17 protein-coding genes are annotated in these 14086 nt (G+C 60.6%); 1 reads left to right on the plus strand and 16 read right to left on the minus strand.

Annotation, left to right across the window (positions count from 1 at the left end):
• The 8 genes from DSM107133_RS24245 to DSM107133_RS24280 form a co-directional block, all read right to left on the minus strand.
• Entirely contained in the window at window positions 1-768 is a 768-nt protein-coding gene (locus DSM107133_RS24245) for a type IV secretion system protein (RefSeq protein WP_064225010.1), read from the minus strand.
• Window positions 765-1877: a transglycosylase SLT domain-containing protein gene (locus tag DSM107133_RS24250; RefSeq protein WP_114295284.1), complete on the minus strand. Its 1113-nt coding sequence runs from the start codon at window positions 1875-1877 to the stop codon at window positions 765-767. The genes DSM107133_RS24245 and DSM107133_RS24250 overlap by 4 nt, the downstream gene beginning before the upstream one ends.
• Window positions 1874-2083: a hypothetical protein gene (locus DSM107133_RS24255; protein ID WP_082894842.1), complete on the minus strand. Its 210-nt coding sequence runs from the start codon at window positions 2081-2083 to the stop codon at window positions 1874-1876. Before DSM107133_RS24255 ends, DSM107133_RS24250 begins: the two co-directional genes overlap by 4 nt.
• Window positions 2080-4509 carry a type IV secretion system protein B4 gene (locus DSM107133_RS24260; protein ID WP_233501450.1) on the minus strand — a complete coding sequence of 810 codons (2430 nt, stop codon included), beginning with the start codon at window positions 4507-4509 and terminating at the stop codon, window positions 2080-2082. The genes DSM107133_RS24255 and DSM107133_RS24260 overlap by 4 nt, the downstream gene beginning before the upstream one ends.
• Entirely contained in the window at window positions 4448-4726 is a 279-nt protein-coding gene (locus DSM107133_RS24265; protein ID WP_037931006.1) for a VirB3 family type IV secretion system protein, read from the minus strand. The genes DSM107133_RS24260 and DSM107133_RS24265 overlap by 62 nt, the downstream gene beginning before the upstream one ends.
• 111 nt (window positions 4727-4837) lie before the next feature.
• Window positions 4838-5119 (minus strand): TrbC/VirB2 family protein, encoded by a 282-nt coding sequence (locus DSM107133_RS24270; RefSeq protein WP_009574106.1) that lies wholly within the window; start codon window positions 5117-5119, stop codon window positions 4838-4840.
• Window positions 5120-5135: 16 nt separating this feature from the next.
• A complete protein-coding gene (locus DSM107133_RS24275) occupies window positions 5136-5693 on the minus strand; it encodes a lytic transglycosylase domain-containing protein (RefSeq protein ID WP_037931001.1) in 558 nt (185 codons plus the stop codon).
• A gap of 79 nt (window positions 5694-5772) precedes the next feature.
• Window positions 5773-6087 carry a hypothetical protein gene (locus DSM107133_RS24280; RefSeq protein ID WP_037930998.1) on the minus strand — a complete coding sequence of 105 codons (315 nt, stop codon included), beginning with the start codon at window positions 6085-6087 and terminating at the stop codon, window positions 5773-5775.
• A 132-nt stretch (window positions 6088-6219) separates the two neighbouring features.
• Here DSM107133_RS24280 and DSM107133_RS24285 point away from each other — a divergent pair, with 132 nt between their 5' ends.
• On the plus strand, window positions 6220-6798 hold the full coding sequence (locus tag DSM107133_RS24285; RefSeq protein ID WP_114295283.1) for a hypothetical protein: 579 nt from the start codon (window positions 6220-6222) through the stop codon (window positions 6796-6798).
• Here DSM107133_RS24285 and DSM107133_RS24290 read toward each other — a convergent pair.
• The 8 genes from DSM107133_RS24290 to DSM107133_RS24325 form a co-directional block, all read right to left on the minus strand.
• Window positions 6792-6992: a hypothetical protein gene (locus tag DSM107133_RS24290; RefSeq protein ID WP_009804208.1), complete on the minus strand. Its 201-nt coding sequence runs from the start codon at window positions 6990-6992 to the stop codon at window positions 6792-6794. The genes DSM107133_RS24285 and DSM107133_RS24290 overlap by 7 nt on opposite strands.
• A gap of 65 nt (window positions 6993-7057) precedes the next feature.
• Window positions 7058-7279: a helix-turn-helix transcriptional regulator gene (locus tag DSM107133_RS24295; RefSeq protein WP_037930992.1), complete on the minus strand. Its 222-nt coding sequence runs from the start codon at window positions 7277-7279 to the stop codon at window positions 7058-7060.
• Window positions 7280-7597: 318 nt separating this feature from the next.
• Window positions 7598-8797 (minus strand): 3-oxoadipyl-CoA thiolase, encoded by a 1200-nt coding sequence (pcaF, locus tag DSM107133_RS24300; protein WP_009804213.1) that lies wholly within the window; start codon window positions 8795-8797, stop codon window positions 7598-7600.
• A 2-nt stretch (window positions 8798-8799) separates the two neighbouring features.
• Complete coding sequence (locus DSM107133_RS24305; RefSeq protein ID WP_009804214.1) at window positions 8800-9720, minus strand: FAD-binding protein; 921 nt, start codon at window positions 9718-9720, stop codon at window positions 8800-8802.
• Entirely contained in the window at window positions 9720-10478 is a 759-nt protein-coding gene (locus tag DSM107133_RS24310; protein WP_009804215.1) for an electron transfer flavoprotein subunit beta/FixA family protein, read from the minus strand. Before DSM107133_RS24310 ends, DSM107133_RS24305 begins: the two co-directional genes overlap by 1 nt.
• Window positions 10479-10554: 76 nt before the next feature.
• Complete coding sequence (locus DSM107133_RS24315; protein ID WP_009804216.1) at window positions 10555-11310, minus strand: glucose 1-dehydrogenase; 756 nt, start codon at window positions 11308-11310, stop codon at window positions 10555-10557.
• Between the two features lie 72 nt (window positions 11311-11382).
• Window positions 11383-13020, minus strand: coding sequence for an NAD(P)/FAD-dependent oxidoreductase (locus tag DSM107133_RS24320; protein WP_009804217.1), 1638 nt, complete (start codon window positions 13018-13020; stop codon window positions 11383-11385).
• 115 nt (window positions 13021-13135) lie between these two features.
• Window positions 13136-14038, minus strand: a complete 903-nt coding sequence (locus DSM107133_RS24325; RefSeq protein WP_017468330.1) for an alpha/beta hydrolase — start codon at window positions 14036-14038, stop codon at window positions 13136-13138.
• Window positions 14039-14086 lie beyond the last annotated feature (48 nt).

A 14086-nucleotide genomic window follows, 5' to 3' on the forward strand; every position in this document is an offset into this window, starting at 1 on the left:
TCATGGATCCACCGCCATCGAGCGGAACTTGCGCTCATCCGCGAGGGTCGCGGCATCGACAACGCCAAGCTGGCCGGCACTGACGCCCTGGGCCGCTTCCAGCCGCCAGATTTGAGTCAGGATGATACCCAGCTCGGCGGTGACGCGGGTGTTGAGATCGACGGCGGCTTTCAGCCCGTCCTGATCGTCGATCAGCCCGACCATGGTTTCGAGCCGTTCAAGGCTCTGGCCTGCCTCTTCGTGGCTTTCCTGCGCCGCGACGGACAGCATGGCGCTGGCTCCGGCGGAGGCGGCTATGCGGTTGTCGGCGGGCTGATCCGATCCCGAGAGCGTGCTCAGGCGCTCCGAGGTGAAGCCGCTGCCCGACAGCACGCGCTCGACGGAGGCCGAGAGTTCCGCACCGGGATTGAAGCCGCTGAGGAAATCGCCGCTGGCCAAGGACTGCGCGGTGTTGAGAGGAGCCACGAGCTTGCCGCGCAGCGCGCGGAATTCCTCGACTGTTGCGAAGAGCTCGCCCAACCCGCTGCCCTCGATCAGCGAGGTCAGTTGCGCCTCAAGGTTTGTGAGCTGCGACAGCTGGGTTTCCAGTTCCAGCCGCATGGTGGCGAGTTGCTGCATCTGGACATTTAGATCCTCAGCCATGTGTTCGAGCTGGGCGACGAGTTGGCCAAGCTGCGAGCCATCGAAGGTCGGCACGCCCTGAGCCGTGGCGGGCCCGCTGAGCCCGAGCGCGGTGACCGCGGCGGCGGTCAGGAGAAGGTGTCTCATTCGGGAACTCCCATCTGCATGAAGTCGCGTTCGGCCAGACGGTCGGCGACGAGGTGCTGCGCATAGGCCGCCTCGCGCTGCTGGTTGGCGGCCATCAGCCGGACGCGAAGGTTGAGGATGCGGCCGATCTCGGCCTTGGCGTAGGTGTTGAGCTCCCAGGCCGCCTTGGCATTGGGCTGCGCATCGATCTGCAGGATGATCGCGCGGAGGCGGTTGATGACCTGTTCGGTGGTGGCGGAGCTGTCCGCGGCGTAATAGACGCCGGCCTCGGAGATGCTGGCATATTCAGCCAGCGCAAAATCCGAGGGCGAGAGCGTGCCGAGTGCATCGGCACCGCCCACCACGGCGAGGTATTCGTTGTAGAACTTGGAGATGTTGCGCACGTAGCCCTGAGTTTCGGCAAAGGGCGGCACGCCGCCGTATTCGATGACCCGACCGGGCCCCGCGTTATAGGCTGCGAGCGCATGGGGGATATTGCCGAACCGGTTGAGCTGCGTGGTGATGTAGCGCGCGCCGCCGCGCAGGTTGTCTTTCACGTCATAGCGGTCGACGCCGAGGTCGGAGGCAGTGCCGGGCATGAGCTGGGTGAGGCCATAGGCCCCGACCGGGCTTTCGGCGGCAACGTTGAATCGGCTTTCCTGCTTGATCAGGGCCTGGAAGAGGCAGCGCCACTGGGTGGCCGAGAGCCCGGCCCGGGCCACACCGGGCGCGCCCGCGAATTCGCCCGCCACCTCGACGATCATCATCTCTACCGTCTCGCGGCCCTCGCCGAAGAGGCGGCTGTTCATGGGGCTTGCATCGGTATTTGGATAGACCGCCGCCACGCCGAAATCCGCATTGCCCTCGAGCGCGGGGATATCGAAGCCGGGCCCGGTGATGGCCGCCGTCATCTCCTCGAGGACGCGGAGCTGGCCGGCCTGCACGTCCGCCAGCGTGGACTCTGTCCGATCCTTGTCCTGCTGGACGCCGAGGTCTTCAGCCAATGCCGTCACCCGCGCGATGGCGCGCCCGATCGCGGAATTGTCCTGCGTCGGCACCCCCTGGGCATGGGCGGGCATGGCGCTGAGGCCGAGGCAGAGCCCGGCGGATATGATCGCGGCACGGCTCATTCCGGACGCGGCAGGTGTTCAAAGATGCAGTCAGACTTTGCAGCCTGCTGGACCGGAGCGCCCATGGTCGAGAAGGAGAGGGCGGCGCGCGTGACTTGCGGCGCGCCATTGCGTCCGAAGCAGGGCGAAGTTTTCTCGGTGTATTTCTCGCAAGCGGCCAGAAGGCTAGCGGCGGCGCAAAGCGCCAGGATGGGTTTTGAACTCATATCACATGTCTCCAGAAATCGGGATTGGCGCGCCAATCGGCAGGCACACGCGCCTCACCCGTGGCGCCGCCGCCAAGGATGGGAAGGAGGTTGCCCAAGGCGGAGAGGTCGGCGTCGACGAAGACGCTGTCACCCGCCGAGCGAACGAGCGCGATGCGCTGGCCAATGGTGGGCTGGACGAGGAGCGCGGCCTCCTTGGCGTTCACGCGCAGGAAGTCGTAATCCGAGACGGTGGCGCGGTCGTTGGGAAAGAGGATTTGGGTTGGCACCGTCTCGACGATGGTCTTGCCGACGCGGCTGTCGCGCAGCTGGCTCGGATATTGCGTCATCATGATCACGACGCAATTCATCTTCCGAAGTGTGACCAGCCAGTTTTCCAGCCGCGCCCCGAAGTAGGGATCGTCAAGGAGCTTCCAGGCCTCGTCGAGCACGATGATGGTGGGACGGCGATCCTCGACCACGCGTTCGATCTGGCGGAAGATGTAGGAAAGCACCGCCATGCGCTCGGTCGTCATGTCGAGAATCTCGGTCATGTCGAACCCGATGATGTCAGCAGCCAATTCAAGGCCGGCCCCGTGCTCCGGCGCCTCAAAAACCCAGCCATAACGCCCGCCGGGGGCCCATTCGGCGACGCGGGACTGCAACTCGCCATCGTCATCGAGCGACTGGAACAGGGTCTCGAAGCTGGAAAACTTTTGGAGCGCGCTCCCGGCATGGGCGTTCTGGGTCACGGCGCTCTGGATATGGCGCGACTGCTCGCCGGTCAGCGTGCCACCCTGTGTGAGAAGTGTCACGAGCCAGTCCGAGAGCCAGGCGCGACCACGCTCGTCGGTCTCGGTCATCAGCGGGTTCAGACCTGTCGGCACGCCTGCGCGGATTTCGTTGTAGCGGCCGCCGAGGGCGCGCACCGCCATCTCGAGGCCGCGATCCTTGTCGAAGAAGAAGAGCCGGGCGCCGACCCGCTGTGCCTGCGCTGCGAGGAAAGCGGTGGTCAGCGTCTTGCCGGTGCCGGTGCGCCCCAGAACCAGGGTATGGCCAACGGTCGGTTCCTTGCCCGGGCTACCCGTCTCGTGGAAATTAAACCGATAGCCCGAGGTGCCAACCGTCGGCAGGACCGAGATCGTCTGGCCCCAGGGCGACTGGTCAGGACCACGCCCCTCGACGCTTCCGTGAAGGGCGGCGAAATCCGCGAAATTGATCGAGGAGATCGGCGTCTTGCGCGCCCGGTAGCCGAAGTTGCCGGGGGATTGCGCGAAGTAGGTGGCTTTCAGCGCCATGTTTTCGCGCACGATCACCGACATGATCTCCTGGCCGACGCGTTTGATCTGGGCGGCGGCGCGTTCGAGCGTGTCGCGGTCTGGCGCATAGACCGCGATGGAGAGGTGATGATCGCCAAAGGCAATGCGGCCCGCTTCCTGATCGTCGGCGGCTTGGCCGAGCTGTTCACGCAGGGAGACGGCAGCATCGTCGGAGGCATACATCTGACGGATGATGCGTTGAATGCGTTCGGCCATGATGTTGTTCGGGATCGGGCTGAAAGAATTCGTCAGCACGATGTCGAGCGGCAGGTCGAGCGCATCGAGCAGCGTGACATCCGTGAGGGCCGGATAGGTCTTCATGGAAAAGAGCGCGCCGTATTTGACCTGACCGGTCACGGCATCGGTCAGGGTGACGACACCGCCGTCAAAGGTGGCGCGGCAATTGCTCAGGGTGTGCGAGAGGGGCAGGGCGCTTTGCCCGAAGGCGATGGGGGAGAAGCTGCCTGCGTTCAGCGTGTTGAGATAGCCCAGCCATTCACCGCCCGTGCGGGTCAGCCGGACCGGGTTGGCCGAGGAGAGCGCTACCTCGAAGAAGCCCATGACCTCGTTCAGTTCCTGCATCCGTGTCGCGCGGTCCTTGACCCAGGCCTTGCGGGCCAGTGCTCGCAGGAGCGGGATGCGGGCCGAGATATCGGGCCGCCGGATGACACTGAGATAGAGCTGGCGCTTTGCCGGGCGCAGGTCTTTGACATGGGCCTGCCATCGGGCGTCGATCGCGGCGGCGAAGCTGTCACCCTCGATGGGGCGCATGCCGAGATCCTGCGGGACCGAGATCCGGTGAATGTAGAAGCCGAAGGCGTTACCGGTCTGGGCGACGATGGCCGCGACCGCGCGTTTCAGGGCATCGAGCCGGGCGTCCTCAGTGGTCATCGGGTTCAGACCATCAAGGCGCAGGGTCGCCAAGAGATCGCCCTCGCGCAGCACCATGACATCGTCATCGGCGAGGGCAAAATACGGCAGGTGTTCGGCGAGATAGCTCTCCCGCGCGAACTCCCCGCTGCCGGCCTGGAGCAGAGCGGTTCCGTGAGTGGAAAGTGTGCCTGCATCAAGCGCCAAAGCTGTCGCCTCCGTGCAGGGCCCGGTTCTTTGTCGGGCGTACCGAGCCATAGGAGACGTGCAGCACCTCGAAAAAATGCGGCTCTCGGTCGGCGACGAACCAGAGGATCGGGTAGGCGACGAGCCCGATCAGGAAAAAGACCATCGACTTCGTCCAGATGAACGGCAGAACGACCCCAGTCGCCAGAACCACGAGGTATCCGACAGGGAGACCCAGATACTTGGGCGGACGGGCGAGGCCCAGAAAGAGGGGGGATCGTTCTGCCATTGGGTGATATTCCGGCTTAGAAGAAATTGTGTGTCCGGAGAGGGACCCGAGGCAGCGTTTGCGAAGCACAACGCGTTCGGGGCGCTCGTAGGACGCTATTTTGCCGGAATGTCACGAGAAGCCGTCGACGATGGTGCCGGCCGAGAAGATCAGCACGATCCCGATGATGACCGAGGCGAACCAGCCCCAGTTCAGCCGTCCCATCATACACATGAAGCCGGTGCCGATCACGGCGAGCGTGGCGACCGCGATACCGATCGGACCAGTCAGTGCGGCCTCGACGGTTTCCAGCATGGTCTGGATCGGCGACAAGTCTTGCGCGAGAGCGGGCGTTGCGAAAGCCGCCAGGGTTGTGGCGGCGGGCAAGAGGCGGCTGAGGCGATGTCGAAGCATGCGAGATTCCCTTGTTTTACTGAAGTTCGATGAGGACCGGCGCGCGGGCGGGCATCCGGTCTGCGATGCGGATGTCCGGAGCTGAAGCGGGAGGGCCTGCCAGCCGGGACCGGATCCGGTGGATGCGCGCGATGTAGTCGCGGGTCTCGGTGAAAGGCGGGATGCCGGAATACTCGACCACCCTGTGCGGCCCGGCATTATAGGCTGCCAGCGCCAGGTCGATGTCCTTGAAGGTGGCAAGCTGAGCGAGCAAATAGCGCGCCGCGCCATCGAGGTTCTGGGACGGATTGCGCGGATCGACCCCGAGTGCGCGCGCCGTGTCGGGCATCAGTTGCCCCAATCCATAGGCACCTTTCGGGCTCATGGCGGCCGGGTTGTAGCCGCTCTCTGCCTCGACCAGGGCGCGGAACAGGACCTGCCAGTCACCCGCCTCAAGGCCAACCTGGCGTAGAGCACGGTTACCTTCATGTCGGACTGCCGTAGCTTGGATCAGGGAGAGGATATCGTGGCGACCGGAAGGCGGCGCGGCTTCTAGTGACGCAAGTACGATCTCGGCCTCAGCCGGTTCGTCCAACCCAGCCCAAGCAGGGCGCTGGCCATGGAAGGTCCAGCCGGAGGTCCGGGCTGTGCCGTCGCGGCCGAAGGCGATGACGTCAGCCGCGCTCCTCGAGGGTAATACTGTAGTCAGGACCAAAGCGCAGATCGCGCCCGTCACCGAACTCGAGATGATGTTTGAAGAGCCCCGGCCATATGTTGAAATACCGCGGCTCAGGCCCGTGTGGGGTGATCCGGGTCGAGACCAGAATGGCTTCCGGTTCGCCCTCGCGCAGGTAGATGCACTGGTAGCGCGGCTTGCCATCGTCCGTGAACCCCACGAGTTCATACCGGCAGCGGTACGCGATGCCCTCCTCCTGGAGGTCTTTGACACCATCGATGGTGATCAGGATCTGGTTGCGCGCTATCGGCATGTTTGGACTCTCCCGTTGAGAGCCCTTCTACTTCACGACACTAAGGCCATAAAGTCATATAGAGTCAATACGACATATTGCAGAAAAATACAAATTGCACGATAGTTGCCGCAACTTTTGCGGGAGAGTGGCATGAAACGTCAGATGATGGCGGCGATAATCGGGGTGTTTGGTGCTCTTGGTGCCCCTGAGAAAGCGCAGGCCTATGATATCGACTGCGCCATCATGCTCTGTATGGCGGGAGGTTTCCCCCCGAGCGCGGTCTGCGCGCGGGCCTATCGCACCATGATTCGTCGGATCACGCCCTGGCCGAGCCTGCCGCCCTTCGGGGTCTGCACCTTTGCCCATGTCCCGGTCGAGCTTGGTGGGCCAGGTGGGGAGGGTGAGCTCGACACCAACCTGCCGGAATACGAATGGCTGAACCGCACTCACGTAATCTGGTTCACCGGACGCTCCTACGAGCCGCGCGACGAGCCGCGTCAGTGGGATTGGTCGATCCGCTCTTGCGATCGCGAGAACCGGACCTGTCGGTATATCCAACGGGTCTACGGATCCCACACGCCCTGGCCCGCGACATTCACCTCAGAAAGCGGGCAGGAGATTGCCTACCCAAGCGGTGGCGGCCTTTGGCACTTCTACTCCCGCAGCATCATGGTCGAATACGGCGACTATGAGGGCAACTTGGGCCATTCGGAGTGGTTTTCCTACTGATCTGAGCTGTCACTGGGCGTCAGGGAAAACGGGCGCACGATGGCAAGACTGGCATCAAAGCGTTCCGGATCGACATGCCAACGACGGCTCACCGAGCCATCATTCCAACGGTAATCGGTGAACAGGTGAATCTTCTGCGTCCCGTCGTTCAGAAACCCTTCCTGGAAAGGCCAGCCTGTCTTTCTCTTCGCCATGTATCCGCGCCACTCGTACCGTTTTTGCCGTTATGTCTCTCGCGTTGGGGGACGGGATCAAAGCCTCAGGAAACGGACTTGCGCTTCGCGAAGAGTTCTTCGGGGTCGACATTGAGCGCCTTGGCGATGCGTTCGAGAAGGTCGAGGGAAGCCGCGAACTTGGCGTTCTCGACCTTGCCCATATGGCCGCGGCTCACTTCGGCCCGATGAGCAAGCTCCTCCTGGCTGAGGCCGCGGGCGCGTCTCAATTCCTGGATGTTCAGTGCTACACGGTCCCGCAAGTTCATGCCCGCGAAACGGGCACGATGCGCGAAATATCGCCACGCGATATATGTTACATTCGGAGGCGCAGAGAAGAAATGTTTGAGCGGCGCGAGATCGCCGAAATGGGATGCCTGCCGAAACGCAGGTCACGGGATTATCCGTCTCGCAAACATTTTGGGCCGTTCAATCGTTCTTTCTGAAAAGGGCGGCACCGGCAATACCGGTGCCGCCAGTTGGTCGTCCACAGGGAGGTTCAAGAGGACGAATTCTACAGCGAAATTTGAGGTCAGCCAAAAATCGCATAAGAGAACTTATGTTAGTTTTGTGGTTGTCGCGGCACCTCAGACAGCTTCGAGCGCGATTGCAATCCCCTGTCCCACGCCAATACACATGGTCGATAACGACTTTTCTCCAGGTTTGAGGTCCAGCATCGCTGAACCAGTGATGCGGGCACCTGACATGCCAAGCGGATGGCCGAGAGCAATAGCGCCGCCGTTCGGGTTCACGCGGGCGTCATCATCCGCGATCCCCAGGTGCCGTAGTGTGGCCAGACCCTGCGAAGCAAAGGCTTCGTTAAGTTCGATTACCGAGAAGTCTTCTTGTTTCAGTCCAAGTCGCGCCATCAGCTTTTCCGACGCCGGTGCCGGCCCGAAACCCATGATGCGCGGTGCGACGCCCGCGGTTGCGCCGCCCAAGACCCTTGCGATCGGTGTGAGGCCAAATTTTTTTGCGACGTCGCTGGTGGCAAGGATCAATGCTGCGGCACCATCGTTCACGCCCGAAGAATTCCCAGCGGTTACAGTGCCGTCCGCTTTTACGAAAGTTTTCAGTTGGGCGAGCGCTTCCAAAGTCGTACCCGCGCGAGGGTGTTCATCCTGTACGACGATCTTTGGCTCCCCCTTTCGCTGAGGAATCTCTACCGGGACAATTTCACGGGCCAAACGACCGTTCGCCATGGCATCTCTCGCCTTTCGCTGCGAACGCATGGCGAAGGCATCTTGGTCGGCGCGGTTGATGCTGAAGTCTTCCGCTACGTTTTCGGCCGTTTCAGGCATGCTGTCGACGCCGTATTGACTCTTCATCTGTTTATTGACGAAGCGCCAGCCGATGGTGGTGTCTTCAGCAGAATTTTCGCGCGAGAATGCAGTTGTAGCTTTTGGCATCACAAACGGAGCACGAGACATGCTTTCCACACCGCCAGCAACAATGAGATCGGCTTCTCCAGCTTTGATCGCGCGGGCGGCTGTGATTACGGCGTCCATACCCGATCCGCACAACCGGTTCATCGTCGTGCCAGGGACACAATCCGGAAATCCCGCGAGTAGCAGCGACATGCGTGCGACGTTGCGGTTGTCCTCGCCCGCCTGGTTGGCGCAGCCGAAAATCACTTCGTCAATGGCCGCTAGATCTAGCTTCGGGTTTCGGCTGGCCAGGGCCCTGAGTGGGATTGCACCAAGATCGTCGGCTCGCACAGAAGAAAGCGCGCCGCCATAGCGACCAATTGGTGTGCGGATGTAATCGCAGATGTAGACGTTTGTCATTCTTAGAGTGCCTTTGTCATATCCGGGACGGCGTCGAGCAGGTCTGCGACCAGGCCGTAGTCGGCGACCTGGAAGATCTGGGCCTCTTCATCCTTGTTGATGGCGACGATGACCTTGCTGTCCTTCATGCCTGCAAGGTGTTGAATTGCCCCGGAAATCCCGACCGCGATGTACAGCTCGGGCGCCACGACCTTGCCGGTCTGGCCGACCTGCCAGTCGTTCGGTGCGAACCCGCTATCCACCGCCGCGCGCGAGGCGCCGACCGCCGCGCCCAGCTTGTCGGCCAGGCCCTCGATGATCGCGAAGTTCTCCTCGGAACCGACGCCGCGACCGCCCGAGACCACGATCTTGGCCGAGGTCAGTTCCGGACGATCCGACGCCGCGACCTTGTCCTCGACCCAGGCGCTCAGGCCCGCGTTGCCGGCCGCTGCGATGGCCTCGACGGCGGCCGAACCACCCTGGCCAGCCGCGTCGAAGGCGGTGGTGCGGACGGTCAGTACCTTCTTGGAATCGTTGGACTTTACCGTCTGAATCGCGTTGCCCGCGTAGATCGGGCGTTCGAACGTGGACCCGTCCACGATGGCGGTGACGTCCGACAAAACCATCACGTCCAGCAGCGCCGCGACGCGCGGCAGGATGTTTTTCGCGCTCGCCGTGGACGGAGCAACGATATGTTCATAATTGCCTGCCAGGCTGACCACCAGATCGGCGACCGGCTCGGCCAGGCCGTTGGCATAGGCGGCGTCATCCGCCACCAGAACCTTTGCCACGCCGTCGATCTTCGACGCGGCCTCGCCTGCGGCAGCGGGGCCCGCAACCAGAACGGTCACATCGCCCAGCGATTTGGCAGCGGTCACCGCCTTGGCGGTGGCGTCCAGCGCCAGTGCACCACCGGCGATTTCTGCAAGGAGAAGAACAGCCATTACACGATCCCCTTTTCTTTCAGCTTCGACACCAGCTCGTCGACCGAGCCAACCATTTCCCCGGCCGAACGCGCGGCGGGCTCTGCCGTCTTGACGACGGTCAGGCGCGGCGTGACATCGACGCCGAAATCGGCGGCGGTCTTTTCGTCCAGCGGTTTCTTCTTGGCTTTCATGATGTTGGGCAGCGAGGCGTAGCGCGGCTCGTTCAGGCGCAGGTCGGCGGTGACGATCGCCGGCAGCTTCACCTTGATGGTCTGCAGACCGCCGTCCACTTCGCGGGTCACGACGGCATGCTCGCCCTCGATCGCAACCTCAGAGGCATAGGTCGCCTGACCCCAGCCCAGCAGCGCCGCCAGCATCTGGCCGGTCGCGTTCATGTCGTTGTCGATCGCCTGTTTGCCCGCGATCACCAGGCCCGGCGCCTCGGCGTCGATCACGGCCTTTAGGATCTTGGCCACCGCCAGCGGCTCGATATCTTGGTGCACGTCGTCGGCGGCCACGACGAGGATCGCCCGGTCCGCGCCCATCGCCAGCGCCGTGCGCAGCGTTTCCTGCGCCTGTTTCACGCCGATCGACACGACGACAAGCTCGTCCGCCTTGCCCGCTTCCTTCAGACGGATCGCCTCTTCAACCGCAATCTCGTCGAACGGGTTCATCGACATCTTCACATTCGCGAGACCAACTCCGCTACCGTCCGCCTTAACGCGAACCTTCACGTTGTAATCAATTAGGTGTTTTATAGGTGCAATTATTTTCATTGGCGTTTATCGTCTTGGAAATTTGCAATGGCAGTAACGGCCCGGGTTCCAGGCCGTTACTTGGGATGTGTCTCTGTCAATTCGCAGTATAACCGCCATCTACTACAATCTCTGCTCCGTGAACGAACGATGACTCATCCGATGCGAGGAACAGGACCGCATTCGAAACCTCTTCAGGTTTGCTTGGCCGCTTGAGCAGCGTGGCCCCCAGAATTGCCTGCCGGGTCTCTTCGTCGGCGTGTAGCAGATCTTTTGTCATGGGAGTATCGATGACACCGGGATGGATCGAATTGACACGTATGCCACTTTCGGCCAGGTCGACTGCGCAGGATTTGGTCAACATCCGTACGGCGCCTTTGGATCCAATGTAGGCTCCCGCCGAAGCGGCACCAACAATCCCATAGATTGAAGAAATATTGATAATTGATGCTTTTTCGGTCTCTTTCATCAATGGAACCGCGGCTCGGATACCGAGATAAACACCGCGTACATTGACGTTGATCGTCATGTCAAATTCGTCAGGCGAGGTTTCGTGGAGCGGCTTCAGAATGAGAATGCCAGCGTTGTTCACTAGCACATCAAGTCGACCAGCACTTGATTGCACCGTGGAGATGACATTCTTCCAATCTTCTTCAAGCGTCACGTCATGCTGAATGAATTCCGCCTTCCCTCCGGCTCCAATGATACCTTTTACTACGCTTTCACCCGCTTCCGTATCACGGTCGGTTACAAATACATGCGCGCCTTCACGTGCCAGCGTTTCACAATGGGCTTTTCCCATGCCCATGGCGCCACCTGTTACCAGTGCGACTTTTCCGGATACCCGTCCCATAGTTCTCTCCTGAGTGTTCATGAACAAATTTAATTGTTTCCGCCGGGTTTTCTTAATGCCCGACGGAATTCTTTACACCTTCTCGGCAGTGCGGTCGCGGATCAGGGATGTATAACCTTCCTCCTTAACCGCACTAATGGCATTGCGATAATTGCCAATCCCGGCCATGTAGAACATCACCGCATTCTTCTTTCCGGGGATATTTGCGCCGAAGATCCAGCTTTCAGCTTTGGGGAAGAGTGTCATGTCGGCGATTTCACGGCAGGTGCCAACCCAAGCGTCGCGCGCCTCCACGGTTGGCTCCACACTTTGAACCCCCTCTTCTTCCATTGCGCAAATCGTGTCAGCGATCCATTCAACTTGCGTCTCAATGCTGGGGGGCAGGTTAGTGAAGGGGCCATTAGGGCCAAGGATCATGAAGAAGTTAGGGAAGTCTACCTCCATCATGCCGAGGTAACCGAGTGGGCCTTCCTTCCAAGTGTCGCGCATGGTCACGCCTCCGCGTCCGCGGAGGTCCATTTTGACGTAATTGCCGTCGACCGCATCGAAACCAGTGGCAAAGATTACGATGTCAAGCTCATGCTCCTCGCCGCTTTCGAGACGAATGCCGTTCGGAGTGAACTCTGCGATCGGATCGGCCTTCACGTCGGCGAGGGTCACGTTGTCTCGGTTGTAGACCTCGTAATAGTTGTTTCCGCAAAGCGGGCGCTTGGCGTAAAGGTCCTTCGGCGTCAGTTTCTCTGCGACCTTGGGGTCCTTCACGATTTGCTTGATCTTGCCCTTGATGAAGTCAGCGGCCGCATCATTGGCCACTTGGCTGGTCGCAATATCGCAAAAGGTGCCAAACATGAAATAGAAACCACCGCCGCGCTGCCAGGCGGCTTCGAAGACCCGCTCCCGTTCCTCGGGCGAGGCGGTTTCGGCGGGTTCGGCGCTTTCTTCGAAGCCGAAGGCCACAACAGAATTCTTCACTTGATTCCAGATATTATCGTAGTTCGCCTTTTGCTCGGCGATGGTAGCATCGTCTTGCGGGGTGTTCCCAATCGGCACGACATATTGTGCAGAGCGCTGAAAAACAGTCAGGTGTTTTGCAATTGGTGCCGTTGCAGTGATAACCTGAACACCCGTCGAGCCGGTGCCGATAATGCCCACGCGTTTGTTGCTCAAGTCCACTCCCTCGGGCCAGGCACCTGTGTGTAAGATACGGCCTTTGAAATCATCGATGCCCTTGAATTTTGGAACATTCGTTGCGGACAAGAGACCGAGGCCAGTGACAAGGTATTTTGCGGTAACTGTCTCACCACTATCAGTGATCACGTTCCAGAGACCGGTTTTTTCATTATAGTGCGCGCCATCCACTTTGGTGTCGAACTTGTAGCTGCGTCGAAGATCGAGATGATCCGCTACCTCGTTCATGTATTCGAGGATCTCGGGCTGGGTCAGATACCGGGTTTTCCAGCGGCCTTTTCGAAGCAACTCTTTGTCAAAAGAATAGCGATAGACATAGCTTTCCGTGTCTGACAGCGCACCGGGATATCGGTTCCACCACCAGGTGCCGCCAACGTCACTGGCGCTGTCATAGCCCCGGACGTTCAGTCCCTGCTCGTTGCGAAGTTTGTGGACAGCGTAAAGCCCGCCGAAGCCCGCGCCAATGACGACTGCGTCAAAATCCGCTCCGACCGTTTTAGTATTCTCAGTCTGAATGTTCATATCACTCCTCCCAGAGTAAGACCGCTCCGCCCCGCAGATTGCGGGTGAGATGCTAGATGAATGTTTCGTAGGGGTTTGTCTCGCACCGCACCGCAATGCAGTGCGAGTACAGGTCTCAGAGGGCCCGATACCATGCGGCGATGCGACCAAGTTCCTCGTTTGCCTCGGGCGCGCGTCCCGAAAGCGCGGGAAAGACATGCTGCATGCCTTCGACGATAGACAGGGTCACGTTTACGCCCTGTGCCTTGGCCTTTTCGTGCAACCGTTCGGCATCGCTCTTAAGCGTCTCGGCCCCTCCGGCATTGATATAGAGCGGCGGGTAACCGGTGAAATCGTTCTCCAGCGGGTTGGCCAACGGATTAAGCGGATCCGTGCCTTCACCGAGGAACATCCCCGCCATCGCTTCGAGGATCGGTTTGCCGACTAGCGCATCGGTTTCCGCGTTGGTTTCCAGTGTTTCCCCGCGCATCGCCATGTCGAGCCAGGGCGAATAGGCGATGACCGCTCCGGGCAGTGGCAACCCAAGTTCGCGTAACTTCAGCACGCTGGCGATGGCAAGATTGCCGCCAGCACTGTCGCCAGCCGTCAGAATATTTCTTGCCTTGAAACCCTTATCCAGCAGCGCTTTGTATGCGGCTACTGCATCTTCGATCTGCGCCGGAAATGGGTGCTCGGGTGCGCGCCGATAGTGCAGGATCACCGACGTAACCCCAAGCACCTTAGCGAGGTGCCCTGCCATTTTTCGATGACTATCGGCTGAGCCGACGGCAAAGCCGCCACCATGAGTGTAAACAATTACACGCGAGGTATCTGCCCCGGCTGGTAGGGCCCAGATAGCCTCAACTCCTCCGACATGATCGCTTTTGTAGCTAACGTTTTCCGGCTCTAGTGCGGGCTGCCCCCATTCATCGAACATGCTGCGCAGGTTCGCGATCGTCAGGTCTGGGTTCTCGACCATCTGATCGGTCCAATTCTGATAAAGCGCCCGCAGCGTATCGGCTTCTCTACTGATTTCCATGTTTATCCTCCCAAGCATAACATTTGGCAAAGCCACCAACTGACGTCG

This window comes from Pseudosulfitobacter sp. DSM 107133 (genome assembly GCF_022788695.1).
Classification (GTDB): domain Bacteria; phylum Pseudomonadota; class Alphaproteobacteria; order Rhodobacterales; family Rhodobacteraceae; genus Pseudosulfitobacter.

What these genes read in the sequence shown, in the direction of transcription:
- DSM107133_RS24245 (WP_064225010.1), bottom strand. Translation starts at nt 768, where the DNA reads ATGAGACACCTTCTCCTGACCGCCGCCGCGGTCACCGCGCTCGGGCTC.
- DSM107133_RS24250 (WP_114295284.1), bottom strand. Translation starts at nt 1,877, where the DNA reads ATGAGCCGTGCCGCGATCATATCCGCCGGGCTCTGCCTCGGCCTCAGC.
- DSM107133_RS24255 (WP_082894842.1), bottom strand. Translation starts at nt 2,083, where the DNA reads ATGAGTTCAAAACCCATCCTGGCGCTTTGCGCCGCCGCTAGCCTTCTG.
- DSM107133_RS24260 (WP_233501450.1), bottom strand. Translation starts at nt 4,509, where the DNA reads ATGGCTCGGTACGCCCGACAAAGAACCGGGCCCTGCACGGAGGCGACA.
- DSM107133_RS24265 (WP_037931006.1), bottom strand. Translation starts at nt 4,726, where the DNA reads ATGGCAGAACGATCCCCCCTCTTTCTGGGCCTCGCCCGTCCGCCCAAG.
- DSM107133_RS24270 (WP_009574106.1), bottom strand. Translation starts at nt 5,119, where the DNA reads ATGCTTCGACATCGCCTCAGCCGCCTCTTGCCCGCCGCCACAACCCTG.
- DSM107133_RS24280 (WP_037930998.1), bottom strand. Translation starts at nt 6,087, where the DNA reads ATGCCGATAGCGCGCAACCAGATCCTGATCACCATCGATGGTGTCAAA.
- DSM107133_RS24285 (WP_114295283.1), top strand. Translation starts at nt 6,220, where the DNA reads ATGAAACGTCAGATGATGGCGGCGATAATCGGGGTGTTTGGTGCTCTT.
- DSM107133_RS24290 (WP_009804208.1), bottom strand. Translation starts at nt 6,992, where the DNA reads ATGGCGAAGAGAAAGACAGGCTGGCCTTTCCAGGAAGGGTTTCTGAAC.
- DSM107133_RS24295 (WP_037930992.1), bottom strand. Translation starts at nt 7,279, where the DNA reads ATGAACTTGCGGGACCGTGTAGCACTGAACATCCAGGAATTGAGACGC.
- pcaF (WP_009804213.1), bottom strand. Translation starts at nt 8,797, where the DNA reads ATGACAAACGTCTACATCTGCGATTACATCCGCACACCAATTGGTCGC.
- DSM107133_RS24305 (WP_009804214.1), bottom strand. Translation starts at nt 9,720, where the DNA reads ATGGCTGTTCTTCTCCTTGCAGAAATCGCCGGTGGTGCACTGGCGCTG.
- DSM107133_RS24310 (WP_009804215.1), bottom strand. Translation starts at nt 10,478, where the DNA reads ATGAAAATAATTGCACCTATAAAACACCTAATTGATTACAACGTGAAG.
- DSM107133_RS24315 (WP_009804216.1), bottom strand. Translation starts at nt 11,310, where the DNA reads ATGGGACGGGTATCCGGAAAAGTCGCACTGGTAACAGGTGGCGCCATG.
- DSM107133_RS24320 (WP_009804217.1), bottom strand. Translation starts at nt 13,020, where the DNA reads ATGAACATTCAGACTGAGAATACTAAAACGGTCGGAGCGGATTTTGAC.
- DSM107133_RS24325 (WP_017468330.1), bottom strand. Translation starts at nt 14,038, where the DNA reads ATGGAAATCAGTAGAGAAGCCGATACGCTGCGGGCGCTTTATCAGAAT.